The organism is Butyrivibrio sp. MC2021, from assembly GCF_000621605.1.
In the GTDB taxonomy this organism is placed as follows: Bacteria; Bacillota; Clostridia; order Lachnospirales; family Lachnospiraceae; genus Butyrivibrio.
The window spans coordinates 485,534-504,594 of the sequence record NZ_JHXX01000002.1; the positions used below are offsets into that span (position 1 = coordinate 485,534).

At 45.3% G+C, this 19,061-nt stretch carries 10 protein-coding genes; 8 read left to right on the top strand and 2 right to left on the bottom strand.

Annotated elements, in window-relative coordinates; genetic code table 11:
- Nucleotides 1–154: 154 nt before the first annotated feature.
- From T359_RS0107985 to T359_RS0108015, 7 genes are all read left to right on the top strand, one after another.
- Nucleotides 155–916, top strand: coding sequence for an ATP-binding protein (locus T359_RS0107985; protein WP_026517017.1), 762 nt, complete (start codon nucleotides 155–157; stop codon nucleotides 914–916).
- A gap of 18 nt (nucleotides 917–934) precedes the next feature.
- On the top strand, nucleotides 935–2,140 hold the full coding sequence (locus T359_RS0107990) for a 2-hydroxyacyl-CoA dehydratase family protein (protein ID WP_026517018.1): 1,206 nt from the start codon (nucleotides 935–937) through the stop codon (nucleotides 2,138–2,140).
- Nucleotides 2,137–3,912, top strand: a complete 1,776-nt coding sequence (locus T359_RS0107995) for a 2-hydroxyacyl-CoA dehydratase family protein (RefSeq protein ID WP_242839064.1) — start codon at nucleotides 2,137–2,139, stop codon at nucleotides 3,910–3,912. Before T359_RS0107990 ends, T359_RS0107995 begins: the two co-directional genes overlap by 4 nt.
- A gap of 185 nt (nucleotides 3,913–4,097) precedes the next feature.
- Nucleotides 4,098–4,892, top strand: coding sequence for an acyl-CoA dehydratase activase (locus T359_RS0108000; RefSeq protein WP_026517020.1), 795 nt, complete (start codon nucleotides 4,098–4,100; stop codon nucleotides 4,890–4,892).
- A 28-nt stretch (nucleotides 4,893–4,920) separates the two neighbouring features.
- A complete protein-coding gene (locus tag T359_RS22450) occupies nucleotides 4,921–5,088 on the top strand; it encodes a hypothetical protein (protein WP_155840044.1) in 168 nt (55 codons plus the stop codon).
- 21 nt (nucleotides 5,089–5,109) lie between these two features.
- On the top strand, nucleotides 5,110–5,829 hold the full coding sequence (locus T359_RS19770; protein ID WP_051545123.1) for a hypothetical protein: 720 nt from the start codon (nucleotides 5,110–5,112) through the stop codon (nucleotides 5,827–5,829).
- Between the two features lie 21 nt (nucleotides 5,830–5,850).
- Nucleotides 5,851–7,914 (top strand): oxidoreductase, encoded by a 2,064-nt coding sequence (locus T359_RS0108015; protein ID WP_026517021.1) that lies wholly within the window; start codon nucleotides 5,851–5,853, stop codon nucleotides 7,912–7,914.
- Between the two features lie 54 nt (nucleotides 7,915–7,968).
- On the opposite strand, the gene T359_RS0108020 is transcribed toward T359_RS0108015, so the two are convergent.
- Nucleotides 7,969–9,183: a sensor domain-containing diguanylate cyclase gene (locus tag T359_RS0108020; protein WP_026517022.1), complete on the bottom strand. Its 1,215-nt coding sequence runs from the start codon at nucleotides 9,181–9,183 to the stop codon at nucleotides 7,969–7,971.
- Nucleotides 9,184–9,369 carry a hypothetical protein gene (locus tag T359_RS0108025; RefSeq protein WP_026517023.1) on the bottom strand — a complete coding sequence of 62 codons (186 nt, stop codon included), beginning with the start codon at nucleotides 9,367–9,369 and terminating at the stop codon, nucleotides 9,184–9,186.
- A 236-nt stretch (nucleotides 9,370–9,605) separates the two neighbouring features.
- On the opposite strand from T359_RS0108025, the gene T359_RS0108035 reads away from it, so the two are divergent.
- Nucleotides 9,606–19,013 carry a leucine-rich repeat protein gene (locus T359_RS0108035; RefSeq protein ID WP_081795493.1) on the top strand — a complete coding sequence of 3,136 codons (9,408 nt, stop codon included), beginning with the start codon at nucleotides 9,606–9,608 and terminating at the stop codon, nucleotides 19,011–19,013.
- Nucleotides 19,014–19,061: the final 48 nt, after the last annotated feature.

Here is a 19,061-nt window from a genome sequence, read left to right on the forward strand (position 1 = left end):
TTGAAATAATGACTAACTAGTCTTATGATAGCATAAAACACACTGTATTTGTTCACAGATTTTTCACAAACTACTGTAAAAGATGACCAAAATATATTATTATTAATAGGAGTGATTGTGCCATTTTGGCGATTCTGATCACCTGAGGGAGATTATGGCAAACAATACTGTAGTCATTGCACTGACAGGCAAGGGGGGCGTTGGCAAGACCTCTCTTTGTGCTGCTATCGTAAGATTATTAACTGCTAAAAAACCTGATTCCAAGATCCTTGCTATTGATGCGGATCCCGCGGTAGGTCTTTTGGTGTCTTTAGGAGCGAAGGCTCCGCATACCCTGGATCAAATTAGAAAAAGCGTGGCTGAGGATGTCACCGGCAAGCTCCGGGACACTCAGGATATACTGGCGGAGGCCAAGTTCAAGCTCATGGACGCCATGGAGGAACAGAACGGCTTTTGCTTCCTGGCCATCGGAAGGCCTGAGGCCGCCGGCTGCTATTGCGCCATCAATGCTTACCTGAAAAAGGTCATCGAAATGGTGGTGGATGATTTCGACTACGTGGTCATTGACGGCGAGGCCGGGATCGAGCAGATAAACAGGAGGGTCCTGGAGAAGGTGACCCATCTTATCTGTGTTTCGGACCAGAGTAAGAAGGGCCTTGGAATCATAGGAACCATCAAGGAGGTGGCGGATGAGCTGGTGATGTACGACGACATCGGCCTTATCATCAACAGGGCGCCACTGCCTGACAAGATCACGGAAAGTGAGATAGGAGGCGTCAAAATCGTTTCCGTTATTCCTCCCGATGATTCCATGACAGAGAATGATATAGAGGGAAAAAATATATTTGAACTTCCGGAGAACGCCGGCATACTAAAGGGCACGGAAGAAGCACTGAAAAAACTTAACATCCTGTGATGTTGGAAGGAGGATATCTTGCAAGATTTAAGGCATCTGATCACTTTTGAAAAACTGCTGGATGATGCGAACAATGATCTGGTGAAGAAGGCTCAGGATGAGGGCAAGTACGCCATCGGCTATACCTGCTATCACATGCCTGAGGTTCTGCTTAACGTGGACAACTGTTTTTCCGTAAGGTTGAGAGCCCCAAGGACCGGTTCCATCGATATTTCCACCTATTACATGTCCAATTACACCTGTGAGTTCGCCAGGTCACTGCTGGAGAGGGGCATTGAGGGAGGCTACGGATTTTTGGACGGCATCGCGGGAGTTGACGCATGCTCTGCCATGAACCGCTGCTATGAGCATCTGGAGATACTGGACTGCAATTCCAAGCCCCACTTTTTTGTGACTCACACGGATGTGCCCTACAAGGTTGAGGAGTACAACATCGATCAGGTGGCAACCCAGATGAAGCTGAGAGTCCTGGATGTGATGCATGAGAAGCTGGGAACGGACATCTCCGAGAGAGCCATCCGAAAGGCCGTTGAGGAGCACAACGAGCTATGCAGGATAATCACTGAGATCGGCAATTTCCGCAAGCTGGACAATCCGCCGGTTACAGGATATGAGTTCCATGTCATCTGCCTTGTGAGCTATTGCTGCCCGACAAAGCAGATCCTGCCTCTTCTTGAGGAGACCCTGGAGGAGATCAAGGGCAGGAAGACAGATCTGAAGCCTTTTTACAGAGCGAGAGTAGCGGTGGTGGGTTCAGAGGTGGACGACCTGGATTTTACAAGACTTCTTGAAGAGTCGGGAGCTATGGTGGTGGCAGACAGATACTGCTACGGATCCTTCCCGGGAAGAGAAGTGATAAAGCTGAACGATGAGGAGGATGTGATCCGCCAGATCGCAAGGCACTACATGTACACCAGTGAGTGCCCGAGATACATGGCTGAGGAGAAAATTCAGCAGAGGCGGGAAACGGTGGATCGTCTGGCAAAGGAGTTTAAGGCCGACGGAATCATCTACGAGCAGATGAAATACTGCGACTTCTGGGCTTTTGAAAGGCCGCTGGCAAGCCATATCATGGCTGAGGAGTTCGGATGGCCCACACTTTCAATCGACAGATCCTACAACGTTCACAATTCGGGACAGCTGCGGACCAGATTCCAGGCCTTTGTTGAGGCTTTGGAGATAAAGAAGATAAGAAAACAAGCCGGAGAGGAGGGAACTGCATGAAATATATAGATCCTAAAAACTTCAGGCTTAAGGATGAGATAGACTGGAAGGCCCAGGCCAAGAACTTCAAGGAAATTGCGGGGATTGCCTGCGACCTTATAAAAGAGACAAACTGGAAGGATGTGGCAAAATCCGTAGGAAAAGATGCCAATGGCCTCAAGAAAAGGCTCCTTCACGAGACAGAGCTTTTGCAGCAGATGTCTCCCGAGGAGATCAAGGACCTTATCCTTAACGGTGAAAAACAGCTGGGCAAGCTCTACGCCAATGGCAAGATGGCCACGGTAAGGCGTGAGTGGAGAGGCGTCAAGGACACAGGGGTCGACTTTTACGAATGGGCAAGGATGTGGGGAATGCTTCTTGCAACCTTTTCCAAGGATCTGGTGCCTGCCATGATGGGTGCGGTGCATTACAGATGGATGATCTCCTATTTTTGCTGCCACTCCTTTATGGATAAGAACATCATGGGACTTCGGGGAAGAGCCCTGAAGATGCACCACGAGCTGATCTACGCCATATTCAGATATGTTGCCGAGAACCTGGTGCTTCTCATGAAAGCGGACAGGAAGGTGGGCAACAGCACAGAGCTTTCCAAGAAGATAGTTCTTTTTGATGAGATGACCATGTCTCAGATAATGGCGGGATTCCCTGACCTTATCGGAATTCCTTATCAGTTGATGCCGGTATTTCTTTTATCAGAGATCGATCAGCTGGCATGTATGCCATATATTGACGCCATCGAGTCCTATGGACTTCCCTCCGACACCTGCCCGGTTCCGGCATCGGAGTGCGGCAGCGTTGTAGTGGATGCTCTTCCTCACATGGGAGCCTGCTTTATTTCAAGCTCCATGCCCTGCGACGGCTCGGTTATGGCATCCTCCTACACCAGTAGAAGATTCAAGGATCTTCCTACATATCACCTGGCTTTCCCGGTGCGGTATGAGGACGAATCCGTTATGGATGCGGCGGTAAAAGATATAAGAGGCTGCATCAAGTTTATCGAGGACAACACGGGAGCCAAGTGGAACTGGGATGCTTACTTCTCAGCCATGAAGAGGTTCAACGAGGAGACCAAGTACGAGCTCCAGAAATGGGAGATCAACCAGACTCCGAATCCTCAGCTCATAGGTCCATGTTACGAGCTTTTCAGAAAATGGAACTACGAGATGGACGGAGGTCTCGATCCACGAATCATTTCCACCTTCAAGAAGGTTGATCAGCTGATGCTGAAGGCCTATGAAGCCAAGGATGAGCCATGGCGGGGCAAGATGAAGTACAGAGCCATCGTTTGGTCCATACCGGCACACTACTACGCCAATTTCTCCAACTGGTTTGCTAACTGCTGGGGCGTAGATATCCTGGTTGAGATGGAGTCCCTGAACTACACAAGGCCGCTTGAAACAGAGGATAAGGACAAGGCTCTTCAGGATCTGGCAAGGCTCTACGAGAGAATGGTCATGAGGCGCCACACCAACGGAGGCTACGAGCACGTTGTATCCGAGCTCTGGAGGCAGTGCGAACTCTGGAATGTGGACTTTGTCCTGATGTACCAGCATGTATCCTGTAAAAATATGGCGACGGTCCAGGGACTTTTTGAGGAACAGGCAAGAGAGCGTGGCATCAAGCTCCTTTGGTGCAGCCATGATCTGATGGATCCCAGAACCGTATCCCGTAAGGATATGAGAGCAGAAGTAAATGAATTCATGAGAACAGTAATGAAGGCAGAACCTGTGGATCCGTCGCTTTTGGATTTCGAGGATGACACAACGTGGTAATATAGGGATTCAAAGTCAAACATGCTTATGCTTGCATGAAAGCATGTTTGACCTTGAAGACCGAACAGACATGAGGAAGTAGCGCGTCAGTGCGGATTCCGAATGGATGTAGCATGATGAGAGCGCAGCGGAGTCATGCGTATATCACCACCAAAATACAATGAATAATTTAGGAGGTAACTACTATGAAATATTTTGGAGGCTGTGACGTAGGCTCAACCTACACCAAAGCAGTTATTATCGATGAAAACGGAAAGATGGTGGCCAATGCCACCCTTAAGAGCAAGATCGTTGCTCAGGAATCAGCAGAGATGGCCATGAAGGAAGTGGTGGATCAGGTTCCGGGACTTAACAGCGCAAGGGATCTGGAGTATCTCATCGGAACAGGCTACGGCCGTAACAAGGTTCCTTTTGCGGATGAGAATATCTCAGAGATTTCCTGCCACGCCATGGGCGTACATGTGACAAATCCCACGGTTAAGGCCATCATCGATATTGGCGGACAGGACGTTAAGGGTATCGCCATCGACACCGACGGAACCGTTAAGAATTTCGCCATGAACGACAAGTGTGCCGCAGGAACAGGCCGTTTCTTCGAGGCCATGGCTAGAAGCTTTGAGATGAGCCTCAGCGACTTCTCCAAGCTGTCACTGTCAGCCAAGAACGTTATTCCCATCACTGCTCAGTGTACTGTTTTTGCAGAGTCTGAGGTTATCACTCTGGTTGGTGAAGGAAAGCCCATGGACGAAATCGCAGCAGGTATCGAGATGGCGGTTGCCAAGAGATGTTTCGTAATGTCCAAGAAGGCGGGAGCAACAGATTCCATCACGCTTACCGGCGGATGTGCCAAGAACGACGGCCTTAAGGCTGCCATCGAGCAGGTACTTAAGCTCAAGGTTGTGGAGCTCTCCACAGATCCTCAGCTTATGGGAGCCCTGGGCGCAGCTGAATACGCAAGACAAAAGGGCCTTGCCAGATAATCCTTTATGGTGAAAGGAAACTACATAAATGGGTAAGCTACTTAAGTTAATCTGGACTATTTTTAAAATACTTTCCGTAGTTACGGGAATCCTTTTTGTCATCTACTTCTGGAACCTGGATCAGAAGCTGATGGCCTGGCTTTATGTGCAGGTCAACAGGATCTTTGACAGGAAAGAAGCGGATATCAAGTTCTGATTTTGACAAAAGGGGAAGAATATGAAGTTATATGACAGCATAATTGAGGAGACTTTGGGGGCTCTGGCAAAAGGAACGCCCAAATGTTTTTCCTATGAAAAGGAAAAGCCCTGGTCCTGTCTTGAAAACACGGAGTTTATCATGCAGAGGGACGCGGGGCCTGAGCTTGGGGGCTCCGGGGAGCCTTCGGTAAACTACACCTGCGTCACCACCTCGGGACTTGCGAACGAGGACGAGATAATAGTTTACGGACAGGATATTCCTGAGATAAAAAAGGACACTGCTTTTGCCAGAATCGTGATCCTTGAGACCTGTGACCTTAAGGAGAGCGAGGATCAGGAGAAGACCTTCCAGACCATAAGAAATATGGAATTCGTGAGATACCATGTTTTTCCCGAAGGATATATGGTGAGGGTCTCCGCCAGCAGCAATCAGGAGCAGGTTAGAATAGCAAAGAGCGCCATTAAAAAGGGCATTTGCTTTTCAAAGGTGGGGGCGGCCTACATCAAAAAGTACAAGGAGATCCCTGAGATTAAGAAGGTAAGGGTTATCTTTGTCACGGAAAAAGAGCTGGTTAACGCCATCAAGGGCAACGCGGAGAAGGTGGATGCCATAACCAAGACTCTGACCCACATCCTGGACGGAATGCCCACGGACTGTGGTCACTGTAGCATGAAGCCCGTATGCGACGAGGTGGACGGCCTCAAGGAGCTTCATCTTGGGAAAAAGGCAGCAAAATAATATGGGGAAAGGGAGATTATTATGAAGCAGCAATACGAGGCACTTTTTACGCCTTGGAAAATAGGAAACTGTGAGATAAAGAACAGAATAGTGCTGGCGCCTATGGGCGGAACCTGTATCTTCGGATGGATGGAGCCAATGGGAAGCCATTTCGACAAGGAGGCGGCAAGACTTCTTTTAAAGATAGCAAAGCACGACTGCGGCCTTATCATTCCGGGCATCGCTCCCGTTAAGGACATGCTGGGAGGAAAATGGCTGTATCAGAATCCAAAGAAGTTCGAAGAACTGGCTGTTTTTATGGATGAGCTCCATAAGACGGGAGCAAAGATGTTTGTGCAGATGACGGCGGGCTTTGGAAGAAGCATGGCCCTTACTGCGCCGCTGGCTCTTCTTGCCAAGAACAAGGCTCTCAATACTCTGGCAAAGCCCATTATCGATGCGGAGTATCTGACAGCGGCACCGTCGCCCCTTCCCAACAGATGGGCTGACGATGTCAGGACAAGAGCCATAACCAAGGAAGAAATCGAGGATATCATCTACGCTTTCGGTGAGACCGCAAGACTTTGCAAGGAAGCGGGAGTTGACGGCGTGGAGGTACATGCTGTTCATGAGGGATATCTTCTTGATCAGTTTACTCTTAAATATACCAATAAAAGAACTGACGAATACGGCGGCTCTTTTGAGAACAGATACAGATTTGCGGCTGAGATCGTAAAGGAGATAAAGAGGACCTGCGGAGCGGACTTCCCGGTTTCTCTTCGCTATTCCGTCAGGTCCATGACCAAGGCCTTCCAGTACGGCGCTATGCCGGGAGAGGACTTTGAGGAGATAGGCCGTGACATGGAGGAGTCCGAAAGGGCCGTTAAGTTCCTTCAGGATGCAGGCTACGACATGCTCAACTGTGACAACGGAACCTATGATGCCTGGTACTGGGCTCATCCGCCGCAGTACATGCCTCAGAACTGTAACCTTGAGGATGTGGAGCACATCAAGAAGTTTGTGGACATTCCCGTGGTCTGCGCCGGTAAGATGGAGCCGGATGTGGGAGCTAAGGCAATCAGCGAAGGCAGTATTGATGCCATGGCTGTGGGAAGGCAGTTCCTGGCTGATCCCAGATGGGTATCCAAGCTTAAGAGAGATAAGGAAGCGGATATCCGTCCCTGCATATGCTGTCACAGTGCCTGCTTTAACCTGACCAAGCACAACGGCACTGCCAATGACCAGGACCTTACGGAATCCGCAGGAATGTGCAAGTGCGCGGTTAATCCCCGCAGCATGCAGAGCAAAAAATACAGGGTTATTCCCACGGAGCATCCAAAGAAGGTTGCCATCATCGGCGGTGGTATCGGAGGAATGGAGGCTGCAAGGATCCTTGCCCTTCGTGGACACAAGCCTGTTATCTATGAAAAGACAGATGAGCTGGGCGGTGTATTTATCGCAGCGGCAGCTCCTGAGTTCAAGGAAAAGGACAAAGCTCTCATTGCCTGGCAGAAGAGACAGCTCCAGAAGCTCGGCATAGAGATCCACTATAATACCAATGTTCAGCCCGGAAGCCTTCCTCAGGCCGATGAGTACATCATCGCCACAGGAGCAGAGGCCAACCGCATTCCTATTCCCGGAGCGGCAGAGTATGCCATGGATGCCACGGATTATCTTCTTGGTAAAAAACAGGTTGGTAAAGACATAGTTATCATCGGCGGAGGCCTTACAGGCTGCGAGATAGCACTGGATCTTTTCCGAAAGGGTAAGAATCCTCAGATCGTGGAGATGAAGGATGACCTTATCGCGGTTAAGAATATGTGCCTTGCCAATACAAGCTATCTTCGTGACTGCTTTAAGACCAACAAGGTTCCGGTGTATTTAAATGCAGCGGTTAACAGTATCGGAGAGGACTTCGTGGAGGTTTCACTTGGTGATGGAAGAACTAAGAAGCTCCATGCTGATTCAGTTATCATGTCTGTGGGCTATCATCCGGTGCCTATCATGAATGAAGCTAAGAATGTTCACCTTCTTGGAGACTGCAAGAAGGTAGCCAATGTCCGCAGCGCCATCTGGGGTGCCTGGGATATTGCAATGAAGATTTAAAAAGATGAACTTAAAAAAGTGAGGTCGGGACAGCCTGACCTCACTTTTTGCGTGTTAGTTTTTGAAGAGATTTTCATAAAAAGCTTTTTTATCCTGATACATTCGCTCATCAGCAGCTTTTATGGCAGCGTCTATGTCATAATTGCCTTCTAAGTATACACTTCCGATGGCAAAGCTTACGTCGTAGGTGTTTTTTGCCATTCCCTTTAGCTGCGCGACCTGTTCATTCATTTTGCTTTCGTTTATGCCGGCGCAGAGGATGACGAATTCGTCTCCCCCGGCTCTGAAAATCTGATAGTCACCGAAAACAATCTTTATAAGGGAGGCAGCTCTTATCAGGAGTTTATCCCCTGCATCATGACCCTTTTCATCATTGGTTTTCTTAAGACCGTTAAGGTCTGCAAAGATAACACCCATAGAAGGAGGAAGCTCTTCCTGGCCTTCCTTTATGCTGTTTATATAGTCAGAGAGGGCATTTCTGTTATTGACCTTCGTGAGAATGTCTGTGGTGCTTTTATATTCCAGCTGATGCAGCAACTGATAGTTCACAATTACAGATGCAATGATAAAGGTTGAAAGCTCCAAGGTTTCCTTTATCCTATCTGTTTTATCGGTGTCATAGTTGGCTGCCCAGATATAACCCACGATTATCTGATTATATTGGATAGCATAGAGAATCATGTTTTTGACGCCATAGGAAGTCAGTGACTTGTACCATACAGGGTCACGTTCCTCAATTACAGACAGATTATTAAGCAAAAGGCAATCTGACATGGCGAGACAATCTTCCATGGCTTTTACCACACCATATGGACTTCGCCCCATCTCAGATGCGATTTTATGCATAAAATCAATCTGTAAGCCATTCTGATCCACAAGGGAACAATCCCTTGTAGCAGGATCTACAGTATAAAGAGAGCACATTTCTGCGCTGCATAAATCTTTTATTATGGTGGTTATGGAAGAAAGGCCTGTAAAAAGATTCTGGGTGACATGGAGTTTAATACCAATTTCAAGAACGGCATTGATAACTTCAGTGGACTTGTTGATCATTGATTCAGTCTCTACCACATCTGAATAAGTCAGTATATAGAGGCAGTAGACAGTCCTGCTCCCTTCAGGGGAATCTGATTCAGGTACATTGTCCCATATATCAGCGATGGGAAGATAGAAACCCTTAAGCCAGCCGCCTCGGGCATTTACATAGGAATAAAGAGGCGCAGGAGTGCCGGCACATTTATAGACAAAAGCTTCAAAATTAAGGTCCATCTAGTAATTACGGTAAGGAATACCTGGATAAAATTCAGGTGCATCCGGAGTCATATGAAGCATAAGCTCGTTCATCTTATTTACTGCCATAAGTCTTATCTCACTATAGCTTCCGTCGGGTAGAATATCAAAGGCATACAGGCTGGCCCAGCCGTTTATTCCTTCTATCCACGATTGATAATCCATCACATTTCCTCCTGCATAAAGCATCTCTCTATATATAGTATTTTAACGAATAAAGTGAGGGCATGACCTTTTATCCTTATAAAATAATCATAAAAAATATTAAAAACAGATTAAATATGTACGTAATAAAGCATCCTGAATCGTTTGATATTGTAAAATAAAATTACGCTTTTTATGGATTATAAAGCGCAAAAATATGTATTCAAATGATTGAAATGCTGTGATGGAGGGTTTTTATGAAGATGAAAAAGGCGCTAAAACAGTTACTATGCATGATGTTATCTACTGTACTGGTAATATCATCGCTGAATCTGAAGGCTTTTGCCATGGAAGAGGGGCAGGAGCCGGAGGAGGTTCTCCTTTTGGAGCAGCAGGAGAAAGAACTTGAAGCCCAGCTTGAAACCCTGGGAGATGAGGAAAAATTTCCTGAAGGATACTTTGGCTTTGGCAGGACGGCCATCACCCTTTTGGAAGGTGAGGATGGCGTAATTGAGGTGCTCCGCGCCGGCAATAAAGATACAGAGGCTTCTGTGACCTTTAAGGCTGTGGATGTATCCAGTGAATATGGAAAAGATTACACATTAAGCGTTACAGGAGGCTTCTTTGGGGATAAGACTCTGGATGCCAATCCTGACGCAAAGCCTCTTATGCAGGAATACGACATAGAGGTTGTGGAGAATCCGGATGACATCCTGGATTTAGAGGAAGCTGCAGCACTTACGGAGAATGAGGATGCTGCATTAGAAGCAGAAGAATCAGAAGATGATGCGATTCTTTTGGAAGATGAAGATGTAGAAATAGAAGATGAAAAAACAGAAGATGAAATTGAATTAGAAGAGGCGTCTTCAGAAGCAAATGCAAAGCCCCGGGAGAAGGCTTCAAATGTGCTTTCTAAAGGAAGCGGCCTTGCAAATTTATACAAGGCACAGACCGGGGAAAACCTTCCAAGCTATAACTGGAGAGAATACAGTGAAGAGGAAGCTCCTGAAGAGACCATGGAGCTTATGGATGCGGGTTATGACAACACCAAGGAGCAGCTGGATCAGCTTGATGGTGTTACTGTGCGCCTTACCTTTGAACCCGGAGAATATAAGAAGGAAATTAAGATCTGCGGAATAGATGACAAGCTTTCCGAGAGCGAAGAGCAGTTCATCATCGTATTACAGGATGAGGAAGGCGCTGCCCTTGGCGAGAATAATAACGGCTATGTAAATATTACTGATAATGATGAGAAGGAAGATATTACCTATTCCTTCAAGGAGGAATCAGTTATTGTATCCCCTGATGAAACAGAGGCCATCGTTACTGTTGTCCGAAACCAGGGCATCAATCAGATGGACTTTGTGACTGTTGGCACTGATGCTGAGGATGCAGAAGCAGGTGTTGACTATGAGGCGGTTTATAAAGAGCTTTTCTTTGCAGCAGGGGTATCGGAACAGACAGTGACTATCCCAATCCTTAAAGGAGTAAGGGATGAAGAAAAGCATTTCTATATTGGCCTTGCACACCGGGGAAAAGACAAGGGACAAGTGGGTGCTTCCTGCCTTGTTACTATAGCTAAGGATGACGGCGCAAAGGCTGTAGAAGTAAATGAAAATGTTACTCCTTCCGAGCCTTCGGAAGCTGAATTCGAGACAGTAGATAATGTAACCGCAGCTGCAGGTCAGTATGATGAAGTGAAGTACAACATCAACAAAACCTGGGTACAGCGTGATGACTTTCCATGGGTTGATGGATATTATGATCTTTCAAGTGCTTCTTATGTAAAGGTTAACTTCTCAACCTGGGGCGAGACCTGGGGACTCTTTATTAATCATAAAGTAAAGAACGTCCGAGTTAAGATGTATGTTGATAATAAAACTACCGGCAGGACCTTTTATGAGGAAAAAGACTTTAGCACCGAGAAGATGGAAGAAGCTTCCTCTGTTATCTTTTACAAGGGATCGGACTGGAGTCAGTATAAGAACGGCGGACATATCTATGCCAAGGTAAAGGGAAATAGTAAAAATACCTATGAAGGTGTATCACTTACGGTCAAGGACATTGTAGTTGGCTATATGAATTATGAAGTCAAGATCAACAACAATATGTCTGACTATAACAGCTATGTGGAACAGCATTGGACAGGGCAGAAAACACATAGTAACAATGGAAATGCCATACGCTATCCACAGCAGTACTTCAATATGGATGGAACTAATCTGGTTACTTCAAAGACCTTCCGCTGCGGTTCTACTGTAACTATGCTGAGAGATACAGATACCAGCAGAATGGGTAAAAACTCAGCCGGAATCTACCCAACAGAGGATACTGTTGAGTTTAAGGGATTCAAGCTCCATAAACCCGGTACAACAGGGGAGCTTTCAAGTGACATTATCCAGTCCGGTTTCAGACTTGACAATGCCTTTGTAGATAAATATAAAAACTACTTATGGAATGATAAAACCTTCGTCCTTGTACCAATTTATGAACCCAAAGCAGTAACAGTAGAGCCTAACAGATGGGATGCACAGGTTTCCGGAGGCAGTGAGAAGGGTGACTATATAGGCTACAAATCCGGATGTTGTATGGATGGTGTAACAAAGCTTGACACCATTACCTTCAAAGCCGGAGCAAATGCCGGATATGCCATCACACAGATCGATATAAACGGAAAGAGTGATAAATCGGATTCAGCATATTCTGTTTCACGAACAAATCAAAATGAATCTGACTTAAACAGCTTTACAACTCATTTGGGAGATGCAGGTATTAAGTATTACAGGACATATCTGCGCTTTGATAATGCTACTCTCAAGATCATGGCAGACCCTGCTCAGGTTAATCATGCAGAGATCCAGCAGGGCATAGCAGTATATGTAGATAAGACCCGCACTCCACATGAGAGTACCTGGCAGAAACCATATGAAATTAAAAATGTTACCATGGGAACCACCTATAATGTTGGCTCTCTGGTAAAAAAGGATTCACCGTACCACGCGTTCTGGAGAGATGGAACCCTTGATAACGATGAGGATGGTGAGTGGATTGAGAATCATCCCACCTATCACACCTTTGATCCATCCATAGGAAGTGCCATTTCCTATACCACCAAGCTTCCTATAAGCAGACTGTATTACAGCTTTTATTTAAGAGCAGAACATGCATCTGACCCTAAGCCCATAGCCAGCTGGCTGACACTTAAGGATAAGCTTTTGCTTAATCCTGATTATGAAATCTCAACCGGTCTTAATGGCGCGACTGTATACACAGACGGATATGACTCAACTACCAAGTATGGCGGCATTAATGGTGAATATGGAGATGGCTTCTTTTACATCAATCCGGAAAAATTCCTTACAAATGAGACTTATCTGATCTCACTTAACTACGACAGCTATGCAGGCGCTATTAATACCAACTTCACTCTGCATCCCGGTAAATACGAACATGTAAATGTAAATGCCTGGGAGGATCTAAACATCAGTAACGTGGTGCTTTATCAGGAGGACACCACAACTTTGTTTGGCGACCATCCCTATAAGGAGGTTGCGGTAAAGGGTAAGTGCGCTTCAAGTGGCTATTTTACCGGATTGACAGATGGCGATTACAACTATCGCCTGTCTATGAATGCGTCTAAGACCGGAATGTTAATCACCAAGGGTGAGCTGCAATTCTATGACAAGACAGGCTCTAAGCATGGTTCTGCAGTAGTCGTAAATATACAGCCATCAGCCGGCGGAAACTTTAATTTTGATTTTAACCCTACCAAGATTGGCGCAAGTGCCGGCGACATTGCTAAGGTTCGTTTCTGGGATTCTGCAGGTAATTCATACCTTCAGAGAGACACCGGACTTAAGCTTACACAGTCAATCGGACCATTGAACGTAGCCAATGTTATTACAGCCGGCAAAGGCAGTGATGCCATTGACATTATCGGAAGCGTTGCTTCAACTCTGGACATAGGCTGGAAGGGAAGCTTTGACAAACTTGATGAGGACAGTGGAGTAACCATTGATCAGAACGGTAACAGGGTTGTAAAAATTGGCTATACCAAGGCTATCGTAAGCAAGGATACCGATAAGGATAAGCTTGAAGAAGCAGCCAAGAAGATGGCTAAATCTGACAAGGCCATCGGTGAAAAGAACAAAGAACTCGAAAAGACCATGGAGAAATATGCAGGTAAGGGAGTTCTGAGTGAAAAAGAAGAAAAGGAGATTGAAGAAAAGAGAAAGGCTGTAGATACAGCCAAGAAGGCAAAAGAAGACGCAAGAAAGAAATACGATGACTTGGCCGAGGCTGCTCATAAGCCTGAGAGTAAGGATGTGAAGATGGGAGCTAAGCTGAATATGAAGCTTAACTTCTCCTTCCTCATGACCTTTGGTTACAGCGATGATGACAGATACTATTTCTCCAACATGATAATTGCAGCTAAGGTCATTGGCGATGCAACAGTTAGTGTCAGCTATGCTACTCCTATCGGTGTAACTATCGGTATCGCACTGACCATCAACTGCGAGGCTGAGCTTAGCTTTGTAATTGAGGAAAGAAGTGACGGACTTGGCAAACGCTATTATCTTGATGAGAACAAGGATGATTTCAATATCTGGGACTGCGATATATCAGATCTTGACAGGCAGTTTGACGGGTATGGAGCCTTTAACTTCACCCCAAGCATTACCCTGACCCTGAGTGCAGGTCTTTTAGGAGACCTTGTATCAGTAAGCGTAAGCGGAACCGCAGCCTTCAATATGGTATTCTACACAGCTAAGGCAGGAGAGGGAAGTGTAACCCTTAATGCATCCATCGATGTGGGAGTTACTATTTTCCACTTCAAGAAAGAGCTTGCAAGAAAGAGATTCCAGATGTGGGGCGGAGATAAGGATAATAACAATGTATCTGCGCTGATGCAGACCTCCGTAATGGATGCCCTTGAAGCTAACAGCTATCTCTATGATGGTATCGAAAACTTCCAGGTTGAGGATGTTTCTTTCCTTAATGAGGAGGGAGAGTGGTTTGGTGAGCAGGACGAAGAGGAAAGACTTCTTAGTATAGATGATGAGCCCGGAGCATATGCCGAGTATATCCTCACCAACAGAATAGGACCAAGACCTAATTTCCAGATGATGGAGCTTGGAAAGGACAGATTTATAGCGGTATTCCTTAATGTTCCTATCGACAGAATAAATGATCCTGAGAACTCCCGCGCAGTATATTATACAATTTATGAAAACGGAGACTGGTCAGAGCCTGTTATGATTGAGGATGACTCTGAGCTTGATTATTATCCCCGTGTCTTTGATGTTGGCGAGAATGCTCTTATTACCTGGTCTTCAGTAAGTGATGAATACAAAAATACAGACAATGATGTTGTGGCTAAACAGAACGGCCTTGATATTCATGGCGTATTCCTTGATAAGAATACAGGAAAGCTTGCCGGGGATATCATGGAAATCACAAAGACCACCAAGGATATAGAAAAATATCAGGGAACCGGTCTTGATTTTTCAGATCAGATATCAGATGTAACTGCTGAAGTAGTAAGTGATGATGACAGCATAATCGTTTACTACTCAAAGAAACTGTTTGAGGCAGAAAAAGAGGCTTCAGTAGGTGATGCACTTTATCCCAAGTACTCAATAGTAGCTTATCGCCGCTATGATAAAAAGACAGGTGAATGGGTTGAAGAACCTGACACAAATGCTCCTATCAGTGCTCTTCTTGAAGGACTTACTCAGGAGGAAAAGGAAGAGCGAACTAATGCTTATAAGGAAATGATGTACGGTCAGAACTTCTATTCCTTCTATCCGGATGCCACTATCCTTGAAGAAATAGATCCTGACACAGGTTACCTCAAGGAAGGAACAGTTACAAAGCTTGTAGAAGCGGATAACAGCAGTGCACTGATGCTTGATGCTGATGCAATAAGCTATGGCGATAAGGGATTGTTTGCCTATAGCCTTGACCTTGATGGAAATCTCAATACAATAGCTGACCGTGAGATTTATTTGCAGGAATATGATTTTACTAATGACAGGATGGATGAATGCATCATTCTGACAGGTGACAGTGTTGAGGATTGTGACGTTGAACTGACTGAAACAGAGGGGCAGTTGTGGCTGTCCTGGCTTCGCGACGGTGATATTGTGGCCATGAACCTTACACATATCATGAATAACGAATCCAAAGCTCTCATAAAGGGCAACTATAAATACTGCTATATAAATAAGGCTCTTCCTGCAGCAGGTGCTGAGCGTACCTATTTTGCTCCGGTTCCTATTGTTACCGGCAGAAAGTCACAGCAGGATGAGAGTGGTGTTGCTGCCATGAGTTCTATCGATAACTTCGATGTTAAGGCAAAGAATGGTATTTTGTATTATCTTTGGACTGAGGTTTCGGGAGAACTTGTTGACGGCATTGAAAAGGGCACAAAGGAGGCTGAGGATCCTGCTAATGCGGTAACTGAGGAGCAGATGTACTGTGAGCGAGTAATTCTTGGCAGCCTGTCAGATGAAGGCACCGATAAGTCTAACATTGCAGAAAAGACACTTCCAGTTCAAATAACAAGTATGAACGGAGCTCACTACAAGGATGCAGCCTTTGATGTTATGGATGACGGCAAGCTCATCGGCGTTTCATATCTGGCTGAGACCAGAATCATCACAATTGATGAAGCCAAGGCCATGAACAGTGATATGACTACAGAGATAAACGAGGCTGATTTCGTGCCTTACCCTGTAGAAGATATTACAAGAGCCAATGCTGTTAATTTCACAGTTGACACTACAAGTGTTCCTAAGATCAAGAATGCCGGATTTGTCAGTGCTGACGCAGAAGATGGTGCGCATTTTGCCTTTGAGGTTCTTAACGATGGATTTGATACCATCGAAAACCTGACTGTTAGAGTAACAAATGTATATGGTGGCACTGTCATACAGGAGAATACTTTATCAAATGTTTTAGGTGGAGATATAGCAGCATTCAGCGGAGATATGGAGCTTGATGAATATGACAGAGATGCTAAGCTTCTTATCGAGCTTATAAATGACAAAAATGAGGTTATACGCTCTGAGCAGATAAGCGTTGAGATGGAAGCTGATCTTAACCTTGGAGAGATTAAGGCTGAGGCTACTGATGAAAGAGGCGTTTATAAGATCTCAGGTACAGTAACTAACGATGGAAATGCCAAGTCATTTGAGAGCAGTGTACGTCTTGGTATAGCAGGGGAATTAGATAAGACCCTTGGAAGTGCTGATGTTGAACCGCTTCTTCCGAAGCAGAGTACAGAATTCACTGGATATGTTGAACTGTCTGATGACATGTTTGAAAAGACAACTGATGAAGACGGAAATGTCACGGAGACTGTACAGCTCTTTGCCAATGTAACGGACTCCAGAGTTGAAACCAAGGTTGAGCGAAAAGCATATAAAGAAGAAGTAGCTACCATAAGTGCAATAACAGACATGACCCTTGATGTTGCTGCTGCACATATCGGAGAGGAAACTGCTACCATCAGTGAAAAGCAGCAGGTATTAAAGCTTTCACTTGGCGACAGCTTCAGACTTACTCCTGAGATTGAATCAACACTTGCTCACCTTGATAACGACTATATTGATGAGGAAGGAAATGTTCATCAGACACAGATAACCGGTGCAGAAGCTTTGAAATACCGGTTTGTATGTGAAGATGGAATCCTGGATTTCTCAGGAGAGGGAATATACGGCGAGAATAATGATGGCGCCGGACGTGTGGCCCAGGCCGGAGCAGGCAAGCTTAAGGTAATTGCTTATTACGGTGACAGAGAGAGAACTGTAACCAATCAGTCTGCCGGAACAGATTACTTTGTTCATGAGTACACCAGTGACGGTTATTCTACAATCGGTTCTGATGCTATCTGGACCAAGGAATTTGATGTTCTTGTAACTAAGGGTGGAGGAAGTGCTTCAGAAAGCAGCTTCACTGATAAGAACGGCATTATCTATGATATCGTAGATGGCAATGCTTATGTTGTGGGCCTGTCTGAGGAAGCAGCAGGGAAATTGAAGAGTATCACAATTCCTGCTACTGTAAGCCATGACGGCAAGACCTATAAGGTTGTAAAGATTGATGATGGAGCCTTCGCATCCAACGGACAACTGCAGAGCGTTAAGATTGGCAAAAATGTTACTGAGATCGGAGTAGCTGCTTTTGCAGGATGTACTTCCCTTAAGTCGGTAAGCCTTGGCGCAAATGTCCTGGTGATCGGTGACAGGGCCTTTGCTGGTGACGCAGCATTAAAGACTGTTAAACTTCCTAAGAAGCTTAACACGATTGGCAATGGTGCCTTCTCCAATACGGGACTTACGTCCATAACTATTCCTGAGAATGTTACAAGTATCGGGGAAAGAGCCTTCTATGGTTCAGTCAGTCTTAAGAAAGTTACCATAGCTTCCTCTGTGATAAAGGATCTTGGCGAGGATGCCTTTGAAAAGATTGCTGACGGTGCCGTATTTAACCTTACCATGAAGGATGCAAAAGCCAAGGAAGAGCTTAGAGGTAGACTTAGCGGGATTTTTGAGACCTTCGCTGACAAAAAAGGTATTGTTTATGAAATTAACGATATTCTTGACGGAACTGTCAAAGTTATAGGACTTACAGATGATGCCAAGAGTAAACTTAAGAAGGTTTCTATACCTGCTACCGTGAAATATAAAGGAAGCAGCTTCAAGGTTACTGAGATTGGTGAAGAGGCCTTTATTGGAAGCTCCCTCACAGGTGCTACCATTGGAAAGAATGTGAACTATATTATGGACAGGGCATTTTATGGAAGCAAAGCTCTTAAGAAAGTGACTCTTCCTAAGAGCCTTGCAAACATAGGCGAGGAGGCCTTTGCAGGAACCGGTCTCACCGGCGTAAAGCTTCCGGGAAGGCTTTTTGTTATAGAAGAAAAGGCCTTTGCAGGATGCTCCAAGCTTAAGAGAGTGACCATCACATCTAATGAGCTTATTGTTGTTGAAGATGGTGCATTTGATGAAATTGCCAAGGGAGCAGTATTTAAGATTAATGTCAAGGATATAGCAGAAAAGAAAAGAATCGTTAAGCTTCTTACAAAGGAGGGAGAAAGCTTTTCAGATGCTAAGGGAGTCATCTATGAGGTTGATAGTCTGGAGTTTGGATTTGTAATTGCCACAGGACTTGATGAAGATGCTAAAAAAGGACTGAAGACATTGAATATTCCATCCAAGATTTCCTATAAAGGTATGGATTATAAAGTGTTGAAGATAGGAGATGGTGCTTTTAGCGAGAGTGCTATAACAAGTGCAAAGATTGGCGGAAATGTTCTTGGCATCGGAGATACTGCATTTAAGAACTGCGCAGCCTTGCAGAAGGTAACTATCGGAAATAGCACATTCTCCATTGGAGTTGCCTCATTTAAAGGATGTGCATCACTTGAAAAGATAACGATTCCAAAATCTGTAGTGGCCATCGATGCTGCTGCATTTGAAGGAGCAGGCAAGCTTAAACAGATCACCATTAAAGCACCTGTTCTTACTGAGGTTGTAAACGGGGCCTTTAAGGACATAAGTGCTAATGCAGTATTTAAGCTGTCAATGAATAAGAAATTCAAGGCTGATATCAAGAAGATTCTTGAGGCAGCCGGTGTAGCTAAAGAAAAGATCAAATAAGCTAAATAAAAAAGTGGGGTCAGGTTAATTAATCTGACCTCACTTTTT

Coding starts and splice junctions, on each gene's coding strand:
- T359_RS0107985 (WP_026517017.1), top strand. CDS start 155: ATGGCAAACAATACTGTAGTCATTGCACTGACAGGCAAGGGGGGCGTT.
- T359_RS0107995 (WP_242839064.1), top strand. CDS start 2,137: ATGAAATATATAGATCCTAAAAACTTCAGGCTTAAGGATGAGATAGAC.
- T359_RS0108000 (WP_026517020.1), top strand. CDS start 4,098: ATGAAATATTTTGGAGGCTGTGACGTAGGCTCAACCTACACCAAAGCA.
- T359_RS22450 (WP_155840044.1), top strand. CDS start 4,921: ATGGGTAAGCTACTTAAGTTAATCTGGACTATTTTTAAAATACTTTCC.
- T359_RS19770 (WP_051545123.1), top strand. CDS start 5,110: ATGAAGTTATATGACAGCATAATTGAGGAGACTTTGGGGGCTCTGGCA.
- T359_RS0108015 (WP_026517021.1), top strand. CDS start 5,851: ATGAAGCAGCAATACGAGGCACTTTTTACGCCTTGGAAAATAGGAAAC.
- T359_RS0108020 (WP_026517022.1), bottom strand. CDS start 9,183: ATGGACCTTAATTTTGAAGCTTTTGTCTATAAATGTGCCGGCACTCCT.
- T359_RS0108025 (WP_026517023.1), bottom strand. CDS start 9,369: ATGGATTATCAATCGTGGATAGAAGGAATAAACGGCTGGGCCAGCCTG.
- T359_RS0108035 (WP_081795493.1), top strand. CDS start 9,606: ATGAAGATGAAAAAGGCGCTAAAACAGTTACTATGCATGATGTTATCT.